15 protein-coding genes and 1 pseudogene are annotated in these 16,100 nt (G+C 72.2%); 7 read left to right on the top strand and 9 right to left on the bottom strand.

Annotated features, from left to right (window positions below):
* Positions 1–31: 31 nt before the first annotated feature.
* Genes panB through OM076_RS33435 form a run of 3 tightly spaced genes read right to left on the bottom strand, consistent with a single transcriptional unit; the run spans position 32 to position 2,544 of the window.
* Positions 32–922, bottom strand: coding sequence for a 3-methyl-2-oxobutanoate hydroxymethyltransferase (panB, locus tag OM076_RS33445; RefSeq protein WP_270044499.1), 891 nt, complete (start codon positions 920–922; stop codon positions 32–34).
* 27 nt (positions 923–949) lie between these two features.
* Complete coding sequence (gene panC / locus OM076_RS33440; protein ID WP_270044498.1) at positions 950–1,807, bottom strand: pantoate--beta-alanine ligase; 858 nt, start codon at positions 1,805–1,807, stop codon at positions 950–952.
* Entirely contained in the window at positions 1,804–2,544 is a 741-nt protein-coding gene (locus tag OM076_RS33435; RefSeq protein WP_270044497.1) for a DUF2520 domain-containing protein, read from the bottom strand. The genes panC and OM076_RS33435 overlap by 4 nt, the downstream gene beginning before the upstream one ends.
* 85 nt (positions 2,545–2,629) lie before the next feature.
* Between OM076_RS33435 and OM076_RS33430 the strand changes: the two genes are divergently transcribed.
* Together OM076_RS33430 and OM076_RS33425 are read left to right on the top strand one after the other, a co-directional pair.
* The gene (locus OM076_RS33430) at positions 2,630–3,319 is read left to right on the top strand and encodes a uracil-DNA glycosylase (protein WP_270044496.1); all 690 of its coding nucleotides are present in this window, start codon (positions 2,630–2,632) and stop codon (positions 3,317–3,319) included.
* Between the two features lie 6 nt (positions 3,320–3,325).
* On the top strand, positions 3,326–4,369 hold the full coding sequence (locus OM076_RS33425; RefSeq protein WP_270044495.1) for a trans-sulfuration enzyme family protein: 1,044 nt from the start codon (positions 3,326–3,328) through the stop codon (positions 4,367–4,369).
* Here the strand turns inward: OM076_RS33425 and OM076_RS33420 are convergent, their stop codons facing one another.
* Complete coding sequence (locus OM076_RS33420; RefSeq protein ID WP_270044494.1) at positions 4,370–4,984, bottom strand: GNAT family N-acetyltransferase; 615 nt, start codon at positions 4,982–4,984, stop codon at positions 4,370–4,372. It lies immediately after the preceding gene.
* Between the two features lie 61 nt (positions 4,985–5,045).
* Here OM076_RS33420 and OM076_RS33415 point away from each other — a divergent pair, with 61 nt between their 5' ends.
* Positions 5,046–6,017 (top strand): glycosyltransferase family 4 protein, encoded by a 972-nt coding sequence (locus OM076_RS33415; RefSeq protein ID WP_270044493.1) that lies wholly within the window; start codon positions 5,046–5,048, stop codon positions 6,015–6,017.
* Here OM076_RS33415 and OM076_RS33410 read toward each other — a convergent pair.
* From OM076_RS33410 to OM076_RS33400, 3 genes are all read right to left on the bottom strand, one after another.
* Positions 6,001–7,200, bottom strand: a complete 1,200-nt coding sequence (locus OM076_RS33410; RefSeq protein ID WP_270044492.1) for an HD domain-containing phosphohydrolase — start codon at positions 7,198–7,200, stop codon at positions 6,001–6,003. The two genes, OM076_RS33415 and OM076_RS33410, sit on opposite strands and share 17 nt — an antisense overlap.
* Before the next feature lie 193 nt (positions 7,201–7,393).
* A complete protein-coding gene (locus tag OM076_RS33405; protein WP_270044491.1) occupies positions 7,394–8,560 on the bottom strand; it encodes an MFS transporter in 1,167 nt (388 codons plus the stop codon).
* Between the two features lie 21 nt (positions 8,561–8,581).
* Entirely contained in the window at positions 8,582–9,736 is a 1,155-nt protein-coding gene (locus tag OM076_RS33400) for a hypothetical protein (RefSeq protein ID WP_270044490.1), read from the bottom strand.
* 9 nt (positions 9,737–9,745) lie between these two features.
* Here OM076_RS33400 and OM076_RS33395 point away from each other — a divergent pair, with 9 nt between their 5' ends.
* Complete coding sequence (locus OM076_RS33395) at positions 9,746–10,882, top strand: glycosyltransferase (protein WP_270044489.1); 1,137 nt, start codon at positions 9,746–9,748, stop codon at positions 10,880–10,882.
* Between the two features lie 272 nt (positions 10,883–11,154).
* Positions 11,155–12,060 (top strand): sigma-70 family RNA polymerase sigma factor, encoded by a 906-nt coding sequence (locus OM076_RS33390; protein ID WP_053227242.1) that lies wholly within the window; start codon positions 11,155–11,157, stop codon positions 12,058–12,060.
* On the opposite strand, the gene OM076_RS33385 is transcribed toward OM076_RS33390, so the two are convergent.
* A complete protein-coding gene (locus OM076_RS33385) occupies positions 12,057–12,902 on the bottom strand; it encodes a glycosyltransferase family 2 protein (RefSeq protein ID WP_270044488.1) in 846 nt (281 codons plus the stop codon). The two genes, OM076_RS33390 and OM076_RS33385, sit on opposite strands and share 4 nt — an antisense overlap.
* Positions 12,899–13,912 (bottom strand): glycosyltransferase, encoded by a 1,014-nt coding sequence (locus OM076_RS33380; protein ID WP_270044487.1) that lies wholly within the window; start codon positions 13,910–13,912, stop codon positions 12,899–12,901. Before OM076_RS33380 ends, OM076_RS33385 begins: the two co-directional genes overlap by 4 nt.
* 100 nt (positions 13,913–14,012) lie before the next feature.
* Here OM076_RS33380 and OM076_RS33375 point away from each other — a divergent pair, with 100 nt between their 5' ends.
* Together OM076_RS33375 and OM076_RS33370 are read left to right on the top strand one after the other, a co-directional pair.
* Positions 14,013–15,470 (top strand): oligosaccharide flippase family protein, encoded by a 1,458-nt coding sequence (locus tag OM076_RS33375; protein WP_270044486.1) that lies wholly within the window; start codon positions 14,013–14,015, stop codon positions 15,468–15,470.
* Positions 15,467–16,100 (top strand): annotated as a pseudogene (locus tag OM076_RS33370) (hypothetical protein); the annotation flags it as partial. The gene OM076_RS33375 and the pseudogene OM076_RS33370, both read left to right, overlap by 4 nt.

Here is a 16,100-nt window from a genome sequence, read left to right as displayed (position 1 = left end):
GTGGCCCGGCAGTCTACTTGTGAAGAAGTTGTTATCTGCGGGCGTGGTGCTCCACCGGCGCCAGGCTGTCCCGGAAACGCTCGAGTTCCTCGGGGGCGATCCCGTAGGTGTGCTCGGGCGCGGGGAACTTGCGTGTGCGCACCTCTTCGGCGTACGCCTCGACGCCGCGCAGCATCTCTTCCTTGACCGCGGCGAAGCGCTTGGCGAACTTCGGCTTGAAGTCGTCGTGGATCGCCAGCAGGTCGTGCAGGACCAGCACCTGGCCGTCGGTGCTCGGGCCCGCGCCGATGCCGATCACCGGGATCTCGAGGTAGGGCATGATCGCGTCGGTGACCTCGGCGGGGATCGCCTCGAAGACGATGCTGAAGCAGCCCGCCTCCTGCAGCGCGAGCGCGTCGTCGAAGACCTGCTTGGCGCGCGCCGCGGTGCGCCCCTGGGCGCGGTAGCCGCCGAGCATCGTGGCGGTCTGCGGCGTCAGGCCGATGTGGCCCATCACCGGCACCCCGGCGCGGATGATCGCCCGGGCACGGTCGGCGGAGGCGCCACCGCCCTCGAGCTTGATCGCGTCGCAGCTGGCCTCCTTGACGAAGCGGTGGGCGGTCGCGATCGCCTGCGCGTCACTGGCCTCATAGGACCCGAACGGCAGATCGCCGACCAGCAGCGGGGTCTTCAGCCCGCGCCGGACCGCGCGGGTGAGCATCAGCAGCTCCTCGACCGTGACCGGCACCGTGTCGGTGTAGCCGAGCACGTTGTTGGCCGCGGAGTCGCCGACGAGGACGACGTCGACGCCCGCCTGCTCGACCACGAGCGCGCTCGGGTGGTCGTAGGCGGTGATCATCACGATCGGCTCGCCCAGCGCTCGCATCTCGGCGAGCTTGGTGAGCGTCACGCGCTTGCGCTGATCCTTGGGTGGGGTGGACATCTCGCTCCTTAATGTGGTTGACGCCGGCTAGCCGGTCGCCACCGGGACGGGTTCGAGGACGATGTTGTCGATCAGGCGGACGGGCCCGACCTGCGCGGCGATCGCGACCAGCGTGCGGGCTGAGACCGTGCGCAGCGGGGCGAAGGTGAGGGGGTCGACGATCGCGAGGTACTCGGGGTCGAGCCCGTCGAGCTCGGCCAGCGCGGCCGCGCGGATCGCCTCCGCGTCGCGCGCCCCGCCCGCCACCGCGGCGGACGCGGCCCGCAGCGCGCGGGAGAGCCCCAGGGCGCGGGCGCGGTCCTCGGGGGAGAGGCGGACGTTGCGGGAGGAGAGCGCGAGGCCGTCGGGCTCGCGCACGGTGGGCATGACCTCGATCCTGACCGGCATGTCGAGATCGCGGACCATCCGCTTGACCACCGCGACCTGCTGCGCGTCCTTCTGGCCGAAGTAGGCGACGTCGGGCGCGACGATGTTGAAGAGCTTGTTGACGACGGTGCAGACGCCGGCGAAGTGGCCGGGGCCGCGCTCGGCGCCTTCGAGGACCTCGGCGAGGCCGCCGACCATGACCGTCGTGGCGAAGCCGTCCGGGTAGATCTCGCTCACCCCCGGGGCGAAGAGCACGTCGACGCCCAGCTCGGCCGCCTCCGCGGCGTCGTTGCCCTCGGTGCGCGGGTAGGCCGCGAGGTCGCGCTGGTCGTTGAACTGCGCCGGGTTGACGAACAGCGAGACGACGACGGAGTCCTGCTCCTCGCGCGCGGCCCGCATCAGCGAGTGATGTCCGGCGTGGAAGGCGCCCATCGTCGGCACCAGGCCGACCGTCCGGCCCTCGGCGCGCACGTTTCCGAGCCAGGCGCGCATCTCTCCGATCGTGCGGATCGTCCTCATACCCAGCTCTTCCTACCCGCCACGGCCCGGGTGACCTCCGCGAGCTCGGTCCACACCGGCAGCAGCTCGGGGGTCCGCTCCGCCACCGCCGCCCGGTGGCGCTCGACGGTCCCCTCGTCGCCGCGGGCGATCGCGCCCGTCAACGCGGCCTCGGGGCCCAGCCGCGCCCACTGCTCCGCGGTCGCGAGCACGAGCGGGGCGAGCTGCTCGCGGGTGATGCCGGTCGTCGCCGCCAGCCGCTCGGCGCAGGCCTCCAGAGCGACGAAGAAGTTGGCCGCGATCGCCCCCGCCGCGTGGTAGGCGACGCGATCCTCCGGCTTGACGCGCGTGGCGCGCATGCCCAGCGCCTCCGCCAGTGCGTTGGCCACCGCCAGCGCGCGTTCGGAGGACCCGTCCACCGCGGCACCCGCCCCGCGCAGCACGCTCGGCTCGCTCCCGGTCGGCACGGACATCAGCGGGTGCAGCGAGAACCCCTCGCGCCCGCCGAAGACGTCGAGGCCAGTCGCTCCGGAGCAGTGTCCGAGCAGCGGACCAGGTCCGACGGTGAGCGCGACCTCGGCGATCTTTGCGTCCGGCACCGCGAGCAGGACGACCTCGGCGGACGCCGGGACCGGCTCGCCGCGCCGCAGAGCGGGGCCATCCGAAAGCGCCGCGGCCAGCACCGTGCCGAGACGCCCAGCGCCGACGACGGTGCAGGCAGGCGGGGTGTGGGGGCTCTTCGGGTCCAGTTCTCGCATCGAGATACCGGCGCGGTTGAATCTTAGTGCCGCACAGTGCGGCGTAAACGGCCGGCTCCGCCGCGGGCGCCGATATTTTGGAGATATGTCCAGCGCTTCGGAGCGGCGCGAGGAGCTGAAGGCCGTCTGGGAACAGGCCCGGACCTGCCAGCGCTGCCCGCAACTCGCGGGCACCCGCACCACCGTCGTCTTCGGCTCGGGCAACGCCGACGCGGACCTCATGTTCGTGGGCGAGGCGCCCGGCGCCAACGAGGACAAGCAGGGCCTCCCGTTCGTCGGCCAGGCGGGTCGTCTGCTCGACACGCTGCTGAGCGAGATCGGCCTCACCCGCGGCGACGTCTTCGTCGCGAACGTCCTCAAATGCCGCCCTCCCGGCAACCGCGACCCGCTGCCGCAGGAGATCGACTCCTGCCAGGAGTACCTGTTCCGGCAGCTCGAGCTGATCGAGCCGAAGGTCGTCTGCACGCTCGGGAACTTCGCCACGAAGCTGCTGCGCGACGACATGACCGGGATCACCCGCCTGCACGGGCGCGACGAGCTGCGGCAGATCGGGCCGCGCGTCGTGCGCCTGTACCCGCTCTTCCATCCCGCCGCCGCGCTCTACACGCCCGCGATGCTGGCGACGCTGCGCGCGGACTTCGCGCGGATTCCGGAGCTGCTCGCCCGGCCCGCACCCGAGCAGCCAGAGCCGGTCTTGCCGGAGCCGGTCATCGAAGAGCCCGAGCTCGTGCTCGTGCCGGACGACCCCGGCGACGAGCAACTGGGACTCTTTTAGGCATCTATGAAGCCAGAGACCTGGGCCATCGTGGGTGGCCGGCCGGACCGTGTGCCCGGCGCACCCTTGAACACTCCGCTCGTCCCCGCATCGAACTTCGTGCTGGGTACCGAGCGCCTATACAGCCGCACCGAGGCGACCGAGACGTGGGAGGCCTTCGAGACCGTGCTCGGCGGCCTGGAGGGCGGCGAAGCCGTGTCGTTCTCCTCCGGCATGGCGGCGTGTGCCGCCGTGCTGGGGCAGCTCCCCAGCGGCGCGCACCTCGTGATCCCCGACGACTGCTACCAGGGCGTCGCGGGCATCGCCGAGGCGGGCGCGCGTGACCACGGCTGGACGGTCGAACGGCTGCCCGCGCCGGACCTGGACGGGTGGGTCGCCAAGGCGCTCGAGGCCGACATGCTGTGGCTCGAGTCGCCGACCAACCCGCTGCTGGACGTGTCCGACGTCGCGGCGATCTGCGCCGCGCCGCGCAAGTCCGGCACCCGCGTGGTCGTCGACAACACCTTCGCGACGCCCCTGCTGCAGCAGCCGCTGTCGCTGGGCGCGGACATCGTCATCCACGCGGCGACGAAGTTCCTGGGCGGCCACTCCGACCTGCTGATGGGCGCCGCGGTGGCCAAGGACGCCGAGCAGCGCGACCTCCTGATCACTGCTCGCAAGCTCTATGGCGCCACGCCGGGCACGCTCGAGGCGTTCCTGGCCACCCGCGGCGTCCGCACGCTCCCGGTGCGGCTGAAGACCGCGATCGCCACCGCCGTCGAGCTGGCCAAGCGGCTGGACGCCCACCCGGCCGTGCACCGCGTGCGCTATCCGGGCTTCGGCGCCGTCGTCAGCTTCGAGCTGGCGGACGCGCCCACGGTGGACCGGGCCTGCGCCGCGATCAAGATCATCTGGAACGCGACGAGCCTCGGCGGCGTCGAGACGACGATGGAGCGCCGCAGCGTCCACCCCGGCCAGGAGCACATCCCGGACGGGCTGATCCGCATGAGCGTCGGCTGCGAGGACGTCGACGACCTCTGGGCCGACCTCGAGCAGGCGCTCGCCGCGTAACTACGCCGCTTCGGAAGCGGCCTTCGCGGCCGCGTGCTCGTCGTTGGTGATCGCGTAGCGCTCGTGGTCGCGCCACTGGCCGCCGATCAGCAGGTAGCGCGGGGAGAAGCCCTCCAGGCGGAACCCCGCGCCCCGCGCCAAGGCGATCGAGGGCGCGTTCCCGGGCTGGATGTTGGCTTCGATGCGGTGCAGGCCGAGCGCGCCGAACGCGTGGTCGAGGACCTGTTCGAGCGCCTCGCGCATCAAGCCCTGGCCGGCGTACGCCTCGTGGGCGTAGTAGCCGAGATAGGCGGACTGAAACGCGCCGCGGACGATCTGGGAGATCGTGAACACCCCGGTGATCGCGCCCGACTCGACATGCACGGCGATCAGGCACAGGAAGTCCTCGCGGCGCGAACGGCTGTAGAGCTCGTCGAACTGATCGGCCCGCTCGGGGGGATAGGTCCACGGCCGGTGCAGGCGACGGCTCTCGCGGGCGAGGGCGAGGAAATCGGCCCGATCCTCGCGGGTGAGAACCCGGATGCGCACGCGGGCGCCAGGCGGCGGGTCGGGCAGGGCGGTTTCCGCGGGGTGAGCGGTGTCGTCCGGGCGGCGGCGAAGAACGGGGCGTTTCATGGGGGCTCATGTCCAATAAAAGCGCACGGACGGTGAGAACGCCTCGATAGCGTGCGGCGCGATGACCTCGGCCGTGATCGACGGACGCGCCGCCGTACGGCCGGAGCTCGGTGGGGTGGAGCGCTGGGCGCGCGAGCTGTGCGAGCGCCTGCCGTACCGCACGCTCGCCCCGCCACCCGCGCTCTCGCACCGCGCGGGCCACGCCTGGGAGCAGTTCGTGCTGCCGATCCAGAGCGCCCGCGCCGACGCGTTGCTGTGTCCCGCGAACCTCGCGCCGATCGCCGCCGGCAACGCGGTCGTGATCCTCCACGACGCCGCGCCGCTGCGCCATCCCGGCTGGTACAGCGGGCTGTACGCGGCCTGGCAGCGCCGGCTGCTGCCGCTGATCGCCCGCCGTGCCCGCACCGTGATCACCGTCTCGGACTTCTCCCGGAACGAGCTCAAGGAACTGTTGAACGTCGAGGCGGAGGTCGTCCATGGCGGCGTGGACCCGCGGTTCACCCCCACGGCGACCCCACTCGTGCGCGGCCGGCCCTACGTCCTCTGCGTCGCCTCCCACACCGCGCGCAAGAACCTCGGGGCGCTCGTCCCGGCCGCGGCGGCGCTGAGCGCGCAAGGCGTCGACCTCGTGATCGCGGGCGGCCATCGCCCGCAGTTCACCGCCGAAGCCGGCCTCGACGGCCTCACGCTGCTCGGCCACGTCCCCGACGACGACCTGCCCGGCCTCTACACCGGCGCCGAGGCCTTCGTGCTGCCCAGCCTCTACGAGGGGTTCGGCCTGCCCGTCCTGGAGGCGATGGCGTGCGGGACGCCCGTGGTCGCAGCGAACACCACGGCCTTGCCGGACACCGCGGGCGGCGCCGCGCGGCTGGTCGCGCCCGAGCCGGAGGCGCTGCGCGAGGCGCTCGTCTCGCTGGTCGGCGATCAGGCCGAGCGCGAGCGACTGCGCGCGCTCGGGCTCGAGCGGGCGAAGGGCTTCACGTGGGAGCGGACGGCGAGCGCGGTCGAGGCGATCGTCAGCCGCCGGCCATAGCGCGGCGCAGCTGGGCCGGGAGGCGCAGCGTGTGCAGGCGGGGCTCCGGCGCCGGCTCGGCGTCCGACACGCGCTCCTCGGCCACGACGGCGTGCGCCGCCTGGACCACGCGCGGGTCGAACCGCGTCCCGGCGGCGTTCTCGAGCTCCAGCAGCGCCTCGGCGTGGGAGAGCTGCGGGCCGCCCTTGGCGGTCAGCGCGCTCCAGGTGTCCGCGACCGCGACGATCCGCGACGTGACCGGCGTGACGGGGCCGCGCAGGCCGGCAGGGCCGCCGCCGCCGTTCCACCACTCGGCGACGTGCCCGGCTTCCCAGCTCGCGCGGGAGGGGTCGCGAATGGTCTGGCGGGCGTAGGCGATCGGATCGCCGGCGTCGGCACGGCGCTCGAAGGCGATCTGGGTGACGCGGGCGAGGTGCCGGCGCTCGTGCCGGTCGAGCCCGAGGTGCATCGCCAGCGCCTGAGAATATTTTCGCGTCGCCGTCAACGGATCGAGACGCGCGACCGGGCGCGTGAGAGATGCGTACATCAGCGCGCTCTGCGGGACGACCGCGATCAGGGCGAAGATCGCCAGCGCGGCGATCCCGAGCGGGCCGACGAGGATGGCCGTGATCGCCGCCAGCGTGATCATCAGCAGGCCGGCCGGCAGCGAGTCGATGTACAGGCGCGGCAGGACCGAGACAGGCGCACCGACGTACAGGGGGACGTAGATGCCCGGGCCGACGAGGCCGTTGACCCAGTACATGACGAAGCCGGCGAGCAGCAGCCACGGCAGTGCGTCCACACCGATGCCGGCGACGCCGGCCGCGGCCAGCAGGCAGGTGGCCGCGATCGTCTCCCACCCGTAGGCGGCGACGTTGGCGAGGTTGCCCTCGCGAATGATCTTCTCCCGGCGGATCGCGCCACCCACGGCGATCGGTACGAGATCGACCAGCAGGGCGGGCAGCGGGCCGAGGATGGCCAGCGTGATCAGCGCGAGCGGCATGCCCGCGTCGAAGTGCAGCCCGTTCTTGAGCGGGACCTCGTTGAAGTCGGCGATCACCGCGAGGATCAACAACACGGCGAGCAGACCAGGGCGATCCCACTTGGACTCCGGTGCCAGCCAGACCAGGGCAGGCACCAGGGCCGCCGCAGCGGCCCCGTGGATCGCCAGCTGAAGTCGGGTGCGTGAGACGGACTGCGACACGTTCGCCGCAAGCGTATACACCGCAGGGGCGGTACACCCGTCCGGATTGATGGGTTGGGGCTCTGGTGTCGGCGCGCCGACAGTCAGCGCTCAGCACTTGAAATGGCTCATGACACCCCCCTATGTCGCAATCCCCTGACGCCTTGTAAAACGTCTTGGCGGAAGGTACTCAACGAACTTCGGTCGCCCGTGCTCATTTGAGTACGCGCACGGACATCACAGCGGCAGCGGCGGCGGGAACGGTCCCCGCGAACGCGCACGCCGCACCGAGCCACAACCCCGCTGCCGCGCCTGATCCCTCGGCCAGCGCGCCCGCACCCGCGGCACCCAACGCGATGCCGCCGTTGTTGGCCGTCACCAGCCACGCGAACGTGCGGGTGCCGGATCCCGGGGGCGCCAGCCGGTCGGCCAGCACATAGGCGGTCGCGAACAGCGCACCAAGTAGTAACCCCGGGATCAGCAGCGCCGCGCCGAGCAGTGGCAGCCGCGACGTCATAGTCGCGGTCAAAGCGATCCCCGCGCCCATCAGGGCCGTGAGCGCGGCGATCCGCCACTGCGGCGAGATGCTCCAGCTGCGCCGCCCGGCCAGCAGGCTGCCGGCGACCGTGCCGATCGCCATCACCGCGAACAGCACGCCGGCAGCGCTGAAGTGGTCGTTCTCGCGCGCGACGGCGGGCAGCGAGATGTCGATCGCCCCGAGCGCCGCCGCCGTGCACGCGAGCGCGGCATAGAGCAGCCACAGCGAGGCGGGGAGCGACACCCGACGGGCGTGCGTGGTGGGCTTCGGGCCCGGTTCCGGCGCCGCGCCCGCCGTCGCGACCGACCCGGCGAGCAGCGCCCCGGCCGCGATCGCGACCGCCGCCTCGGGGGAGAGCAGGCCGGCCAGCAGCGCTGCGAGCAGCGGCGCGACGATCACCGCGCCCTCCTCGCCCGCCGAATCGAGCGCGAACGTGCGCTGCCGCAGCGTCTCGTCCAGCATCCGCCCATAGGCCGCGCGGGTGAACGGGCCCAGCGGCGGAGCGACCAGGCCCACCAGCGCGCTCATCGCCACGAGCACCGCGGTGGGGGCGTGCAGCAGCGAGGCCGCGACGAGCGCCCAGGTGAAGACGCCGCAGGCCAGCGCGAAGGCGGTCAGCGCCCGCGCCCCGTGCCGGTCGACCACGCGGCCGCGTGCGGGCGTCAGCGCGCTGGCGATCGAGAACGCGGCGATCAAGGCTCCCGCCCGCGCCGCGGTCTCCGCGAGGAAGATCAGCCCCAGCGGCAGCATCAGGAAGCCGACACGCCCGGCGAGCGAGGCCGCGAGCAGTCGCCGGATCGATCGTTCCGCCAGGACAGCGCGATAGCCGTCTCGCCCCCGCACGAGGGCTGCAGCGTATTCGTGTCAGCGACAGCGGCGTGCGTCGCCTGACTGCTTCTCGCAGCCCTGCAAGCGACGCGCCAGGCGCGTGAAAATCGTCAACGCCGGTGAGCTGACGAGTTGGCCGGCGCGCAGGCGCCGCAGCCCGGAGAAGTCGAACGCGCTGCCCGAGATTCCCTCTTGGGACAGCCACGTGTACCAATAGACGCGCCCGATCCCGAGCGCCTTGCGCTGGTCGGCGAGCATCGGCAGCCCCGCCTTGAGGCGGTCGGATTGACCGCGATCGGTCGTCTCGAAGTCGTGGTGCTGAACCGTCTTCCCCTCGGCGGCGGGCCAGGAGAGCTCCGTGACCCAGATCGGCAACTTGCCATCGCCCCGGCGTTGCATCTCGCGGCGAACGATCTTCACGATGCGCACGACGTTCTTGGGCTGGCCGGTGTAGGGGTGCAGCGTGGCGACGTCGAACGAGCCGCGCGCGCCGGCGTCGTAGATGGCCGCGATCGCCTTCCAGCTCTCGTTCGGGAGCCCCGCGAGCACGGTCTTTGACCCGGGATCGGCCGCCTGGAGCGCTTTGTGGGCGCGTTTGAGGAGGGCGACGTATGACGGCGCCCAGGGGGAGACGTTCCAATAGCGGGTGAGGTTGGGCTCGTTCCAGATCTGCCACGAACGGACAGGTTGGCGAGACACTTCGGGATGTTCTGCCCATAACGAGCCATTCGGTCCGTAGCGCGTGACGAGCGCGGTCAGGAAACGCGCGAAGTCCGCATTGTCTCGTGGCGGCGAGGCCGGGTCGAAGGGAGTCCTGGCCGCCCAGGTGGGCGTGCCCTGGATCACCGGTAGCACGTCGAGGCCACGCTGCGCAGCCGCCAGGAAGATTGGGTCCGACGCTGTGAAGTTCTGCTCCGTCGGCCCGTTGGGCTGGATCTGGTTCCAATAGACGGCCGCGCGGACCGATTCGGCACCGCTGCCCGCGAGCGAGTCCCACTCGGCCGGCGCCTGCGCGAACGCCGGGTCGGTCATCGGGCCGTCGACGACGACCCCGAGCCACCCGCGCGGCACCTCGCGGCGCGCGGCATCGGCCCCGGCCGGGAGAGCCAGGGCGCAGACCAGCGCGAGCAGCACGACGCGCAGCATTGGTACGTAGGATGGCGCGCCTTGCCGCGCGTTGCGCTCATCCACGATTTTCTCTTGGACCTCCGGGGCGCTGAACGCGTCTTCGCGGCGATCTGCGACGCCTATCCCGACGCCGACGTGTTCACCGCGGTCTATGACCCGGTGGGGACCGAGGGGCGCTTCGCCGCCCGCGCGCCGCAGGCGTCGTTCCTGCAGAAGATGCGCCCGACCGCGCGCACGTTCCGGCCGCTGCTGCCGCTGTACCCGCACGCGATCGAGTCGCTGGACCTGCGCGGCTACGACATCGTCGTCTCCTCGTCCTCCGCGTGGGCGCACGGCGTCCTCGTCGATCCGGGCGCGACCCACGTCTGTTACTGCCACAACCCCTTCCGTTACGCGTGGAGCGAGCGCGAGGCGACGCTGGCCGCGCGCAACCCGCTGACGCGCCCGCCGCTGCGGGCATTGCTGTCGCGCTGGCGCCAGTGGGACTGGATCGCGGCCCAGCGCGTCGACGTCTACATCGCGAACTCGGCGATCACCGCGGCGCGGATCCGGCGCTACTTCGGGCGCGAGTCGACGATCCTGCACCCGCCCGTGGAGCTCTCGCGCTTCTCGCCCGGGCCGGTGGGGGCGCACTACCTCGTGCTGGCCGAGCTGATGGCGCACAAGCGGATCGACGTCGCGATCCGGGCGTTCAACGCGCTCGGGCTGCCGTTGGTGGTCGTCGGCGACGGTCCGGAATGGCGGCACCTGCGGCGGCTCGCGGGTCCGACCGTCCGGCTGACCGGCCGGCTCTCCGACGGCGAGGTCGCGGACCTGCTGCGCTCCTCCCAAGCGCTGATCGTGACCGCGGAGGAGGAGTTCGGGATCGCCGCGGTCGAGTCGCTGGCGTCCGGGCGGCCCGTCATCGGCCTGCGCGCCGGCGGCCTGCTCGAGACCGTGGCGGAGGGACGCACCGGCTGGTTCTACGACGACGGCGACGACCCGGCCGCGCTCGCGGCGGCGGTCCGCGGCGTGTCGGTGGACTCGATCGATCCCGCCGCTTGCGTCGCGTCCGCGAGACGGTTCGGAGTCGAACCTTTCCAGCAACAACTGCGAGCTATCGTCGATGAGGCGAGCGGTCGATCGCCCCGCGCCACAGAGCGTCCGCTGGGCGGTCTATTACCTCGCAGATCGTCACGCCGAGGCGCCGAATCCATGAGGATTCGTTAAATCTCTTGCGCAGCGGGCACAAAGACCGTAACCCCGTGACATGATTCGGGTTGTCTGTTGTGCGCGGACGCCGTCTGCGCGCGCTCAGCTCGTCGCTTGGGTCACAAGCTTAGCGGCGAGGTGAGGCCTCTCTGGGGGGACAACTCGTGGGCAACACGGGCATCCCCACCTTGCAGGACCGCCGCCGAGCTTCGGCGAAATCGTCAGGGCCGTCGGCGGGTGGTTGCAAGATCAACGAAATGTGCCTATAATACCTACTGGATCAGTAGGACTTGAGACTTCGAGCGAAGGACCCCAAAACGAGCACTATCACCGACACCCCACGCCGACGCACCGAGACCGAGCACGAGGTCGACCCGACCCTCGACTCGCTCCAGCTGCTCCTGCGTGAGGCTGGCCGGTACCCGCTGCTCAAGCCGAGTGAGGAGATCGAACTCGCCAAGCGGATCGAGCGCGGGGACCTGGCAGCCAAAGAACGCATGATCAATTCCAACCTCCGCCTGGTGGTCGCTAACGCGCGCCGCTATCAGGGCCAGGGCCTCGCCCTTGGTGACCTGATCCAGGAAGGGATGCTGGGACTGATCCGCGCAGTCGAGAAGTTCGACTGGCGCAAGGGCTTCCGTTTCTCGACGTACGCGACGCTCTGGATCCGTCAGGCGATCCAGCGTGGACTTGAGAACACCAGCCGTACCATCCGCCTTCCCGTGCATGTGGCGCAGCGCTCCCGCAAGGTCGGGCGCATCGAGCGTGAGCTCACGACGAAGCTCGGTCACGAGCCTTCGGACGAGGAGATCGCCTCGGCTGCGGACCTTCCGCTGGAGGACGTCATCGAGATCCGCAAGGCCGACCGCGCAGTGGTCAGCCTGGACAAGCCCGTGGGCGACGACGGCGACACCGCCTTCGGCGACCTGCTGGCGATCGAGACGCCCGCCGTGGACGAAGAGGTCCATGAGGCACTGAAGTCAGAGACGCTGTTGACCGCCATCGCCGAGCTCCCCGAGCCCGAGCGTGACGTGATCGAGATGCGTTTCGGCGCGGGCGACCGCGAACCGCAGACCCTGTCGCAGGCCGGCCGCAAGCTCGGTGTGAGCACCGAGCGCGCGCGTCAGATCGAGGAGCGCGCCCTGAAGCGCCTCTCGCAGCGGCCCGAGCTCATCGCTCTCCGCGAAGCGGCCTAAGACCCACCTCGTAGAAGCAGTCCAAGGAGCGCGCCCAACTGGGCGCGCTCTCTTGCGTTAAAGGGAGTTTTTGCGACCGCCCTCGTCGCGAAGGTCAGCAGTTGCGCTGCGTCGTCGAGCGCCCGCGCGCGACGCCCGCGGGTCCTGGCGATCACGTCGCGACGCTGTCTGGCGAGCAGCTCGAAGGGCTCGGTGGCGATGCTGTGGCCGCCCGTGTGGGTGATTTGGAGGTCCGGGTGAAGGACCGTTGGCAGGTGTTGCTCGCGCGCTCTGAGACAGAGATCCATGTCCTCGGCGAACAGGTGGATGCTCGGGTCGAAGGGTCCCAGGCGCTTGAGCGTCGCCGTCCGCGCGGCGAGGCAGGCGGCGACGGCCCACCCGACGGTGCGCGGCGTGTGCGCCCGATACGGCTCGGCGCGGTGGGCGATCGCGCGGGGCAGGACGGGAAATGCGGCGGGGAGGAAGGCGCCGAACGTGCCGGGGAGGGGGTGGGCGCTGCGCTGGACGCTTCCGTCTTCGTTGAGCAGGCGGGGCGCGTGCAGGCCGGGGAGGTGGGCGCGGCGCGCGAGTGTCGGGAGTTGCCCGTGTGCGTCCAGCGTGTCCGGGTTGAGGAGCACCGTGATCGCCTGCGTGACGTGGTCGAGCGCGAGGTTGTTGGCGGCGCCGAACCCGGGGTTGTCGCGGCGCTCGATCACCGTCGCGCCGTGCTGGGCGGCCAGTTGCGCGCCGCCGTCGTCGGGGCCGACGTCGACCACGACCAGCTGCGCGGGCGCGATCGTGGGGAGGAGCCGGGCGAGCTCCTCGCGTGAGCGGTGCAGGACGATGACCGCGGCGTAGTTCATCGCTGGGCCGCCTCGATCGTCGCTTCCAGGCGGCGGGTGGAGGCTACGACGTCGAAGTGGGTCTCGGCGCGGCGGCGGGCGTTGGCGGGTGCGTCGGGGTCTTGGAGGATGGCCTCGATGGCCTCTGCGGCCGCGATCGCGTCGCCCGGCGGATAGAGCCGCCCGGCGCCGTCCTGCACGATCTCCACCGGCCCGCCCGCGCTGGGCGCCACGACCGGCCGGCCCGCCGCGAGGGCCTCGACGAGCGCCATGCCGTAGGGCTCCGCGTCGGCGCAGTGCAGGAGCAGGTGGGCATCGGCGAGCGCGCCCGCGACGTCGGCGACGGCGCCGGCGAGCTCGACCTGCGGTCCCGCTTGTCGTCTCAGCCTCGTCTCGAGCGCTCCGTCGTCGCCGGGGAGCGTGGTGCCGGCGATGGTGATGTGCAGCTCGGGGAGGTGCCGCGCGATCTCCAGCGCGAGCCCCGGCCGCTTCCAGGCGACGAGGGCGCCGAGGACGAGCGCGCGGGGCGGGCGCGGCGGCAGCGGCCGCGGTGAGAAGCGGTCGAGGTCGACCCCGGGGTGCAGGATGGTGGCCTGCTCGAGGCCGAGGTCGCGCGCGATCGCGTGCGAGGCGGCGACGACGCCGTTCGCGCGGCGCGTGGTCGCCCGTAGAGCGGCGCGAAGCTTGGCGTTGGGCTGCAGGTCGTGGTGGACGGCAAGCCACGGGCGCCCCGACGGCGCGGCCGCGAGCACGGCACGCGCGCCCCACGCAACAACGAACGACGGCTTGAGCCTGCGGATGTCGAGGGCCAGACCCGCGATTCCCTTGAGGTGCGCGGGGCCGCGCTGCAAGGGGCGCCGGCTGGTGGGCGCGTGCTCGATGCCGGCTCGCCTGAGCGCGTGGGCCAGCTGGCCGTCCGGGCACGCGACGACCGGCGGGCGCTCCATCCGCGTCACCGCGTCCAGGAGCACGCGCTCGGCACCCCCGAGCACGCCGGAGTAGGACACGAAGAGCACGGGCGAAGCGGCCATCGGCGCCCAGGATGGCGCGTCTCAGCTCACGACCGTCGAGTTTCTCGCGCTGTCCTCGAGAAACTCGACGCTCGACGACCGCCGACTAGCATCGCGGCCCATGGCTCCCCGCGGCACTGCAGGCCTGCGCGTCCTGACCGCGCGCGGTGGTGCGATCAATGCCGTCTTCCTCTCCGGCGCCGAGCTGCTCGTGCTGCTGCAGGGGCTGCTTGCGACCGCGCTGCTCGGCCCGGGGCTGATCGGCCTCTACGGCGTGGTCACGACGACCGCCATGACGATCGTGGCCCTGCGGCGGGTGGGCATCGACGAGGCGTTCGTGCAGACCGAGGCCGACGACGAGGAGGCCGAGTTCCAGCGTGCGCTGACCGTCGAGCTCGCGCTCGGCGTGGTGGGCGCGCTGGCGGTGGCCGCGCTCGCGCCGGTGCTCGCCGCCGCCTACGACGACGACCGCCTGCTCGGGCTCACGCTCGCTGTGTCGTATCTGCCCGTGGCGTTCGCGCTGCAGGCACCGCAGTGGGTGTTCTTCAAGCGCATGGAGTACGTGCGGCTGCGGACGCTGCAGGCGATCGTGCCGCTGGTGACCGTCGCGGTCACGGTGCCGCTGCTGCTGGCGGGGGTCGAGGTCTGGGCGCTCGTGATCGGGCCGCTGTGCGGGAACCTCGCCGCGATCGTCGCCGCCTGGCGGGCATCGCCCTACCGGTTCCGGCTGCGCCCCGACCGCGCCGCCGCCCGTCGCTACCTGCGCTTCTCGTGGCCCGTGTTCGTCACCGCGGCGGTCGGCCTGTTCGTCGCGCAGGGGCAGATCGCGGTGTTCGGGATCCACGACGGGCTCGAGGCGGCCGGCTGGATCACGCTCGCGGCGACCTTGACGCGGTACGCCGATCGTGCCGACCAGATCCTGGCGACGACGATCTACCCCGCGATCGTCCGCGTGCGCGATCGCGCCGACGTGCTCGAGGAGCTGTTCGCCAAGGCGAACCGGCTGACGTTGATGTGGGCGTTCCCGTTCGGCGCCGGGCTCGCCCTGTTCGGGCCGGACCTGATCGTGTTCGTGCTCGGCGACGAGTGGCGCGGAGCGATCGTGCTGCTCGGCGGCATGGCGATCGCCGTCGCGCTGCAGCAGGTCGGCTACAGCTGGTTCGCGTTCTATCGGGCGCGCGGCGAGTCCTGGCCGCAGGCGGTCGAGTCCGTGGTCTTCGGCGTCTCGTTCGCCGTCCTGGCGATCCCGGGCGCGCTGGCCGGCGGCTCGTGGGGGTTCGTGGCCGGTCGCGTCGGCTGCACCGCGTGCGTGCTCGCGGTGCGGCAGGTCTACGTGCGGCGCCTGTTGCCCGGCGTGCGGCTGGGGATGATCGCGCTGCGTGCGCTGGTCCCGGTCGCGCTCGCGTCCGTGCCGGTGATCGTGTTGCGGCTGGCGCTGTGGGGCGGGGAGCGGACGCTCGCACAGGCGCTGGGGGAGCTGGCGCTGTGGCTCGGCGGCCTCGCGCTCGCCACCCACCGCCTCGAGGGCGGCCTGCTGGCCGAGCTGCGCGGGTACCTGCGCGCGGGCGTCACCGCGTGAGGCTCGCGCTCCTCTGGCTCGCGGCGGCGGCTATCTCCGGCTTCACGTTGCGCCGCTACCTCGGCCCGCTCGACGAAGGCATCCTGATGCAGGCCGCGACCCGGATGGCCGACGGCCAGTGGCCCTGGCGCGACTTCGGCTGGTCCTATGGTCCGGGCCAGCCGCTGTTCGTCCTGGCCGCCGGGAAGCTGTTCGGCCCGTCATTGCTCTGGTGGCGGCTGCTGCGCGTGGCCGCCGACGCCACGTGTGCGGTGCTCGTCTACGTGCTCGTCCGCGACCGGCGGCCGCGGTGGGCGTGGGCGGCATGGCTGGCGGCGGCGCTGACCGCGGCGCAGCCGACGAGCGCGAATCCGACCGCCCCGGCCCTCGCGTTCTCGCTCGCCGCGGTCCTGGCCGCGACCCGCGGCCGCCCAGGCCTGGCGGGTTTGATGGCCGCCGCGGCGGCGTTCTGGCGCCCGGACGTGGGCGCGATCGCGGCCCTGGCCGCCGCGGCCACGCTCTGGGCCGCCGGCCGGAACCGCGAGGTCGTGGGTGACGGCGATGAGGCGCGCGACGGCGCGGCGGCGCGGGGGGGCGACAAGGCGCACGGGGGCACGGCGACGTGGGGCGGCGATGAGGCGCGGGGCAGCG

Source organism: Solirubrobacter ginsenosidimutans, from assembly GCF_027587205.1.
The sequence above is the reverse complement of the archived record's forward strand: the minus strand, read 5'-3'. Positions and strand labels throughout refer to the sequence as shown.

What these genes read in the sequence shown, in the direction of transcription:
- panB (WP_270044499.1), bottom strand. Translation starts at nt 922, where the DNA reads ATGTCCACCCCACCCAAGGATCAGCGCAAGCGCGTGACGCTCACCAAG.
- panC (WP_270044498.1), bottom strand. Translation starts at nt 1,807, where the DNA reads ATGAGGACGATCCGCACGATCGGAGAGATGCGCGCCTGGCTCGGAAAC.
- OM076_RS33435 (WP_270044497.1), bottom strand. Translation starts at nt 2,544, where the DNA reads ATGCGAGAACTGGACCCGAAGAGCCCCCACACCCCGCCTGCCTGCACC.
- OM076_RS33430 (WP_270044496.1), top strand. Translation starts at nt 2,630, where the DNA reads ATGTCCAGCGCTTCGGAGCGGCGCGAGGAGCTGAAGGCCGTCTGGGAA.
- OM076_RS33425 (WP_270044495.1), top strand. Translation starts at nt 3,326, where the DNA reads ATGAAGCCAGAGACCTGGGCCATCGTGGGTGGCCGGCCGGACCGTGTG.
- OM076_RS33420 (WP_270044494.1), bottom strand. Translation starts at nt 4,984, where the DNA reads ATGAAACGCCCCGTTCTTCGCCGCCGCCCGGACGACACCGCTCACCCC.
- OM076_RS33415 (WP_270044493.1), top strand. Translation starts at nt 5,046, where the DNA reads ATGACCTCGGCCGTGATCGACGGACGCGCCGCCGTACGGCCGGAGCTC.
- OM076_RS33385 (WP_270044488.1), bottom strand. Translation starts at nt 12,902, where the DNA reads ATGAACTACGCCGCGGTCATCGTCCTGCACCGCTCACGCGAGGAGCTC.
- OM076_RS33380 (WP_270044487.1), bottom strand. Translation starts at nt 13,912, where the DNA reads ATGGCCGCTTCGCCCGTGCTCTTCGTGTCCTACTCCGGCGTGCTCGGG.
- OM076_RS33375 (WP_270044486.1), top strand. Translation starts at nt 14,013, where the DNA reads ATGGCTCCCCGCGGCACTGCAGGCCTGCGCGTCCTGACCGCGCGCGGT.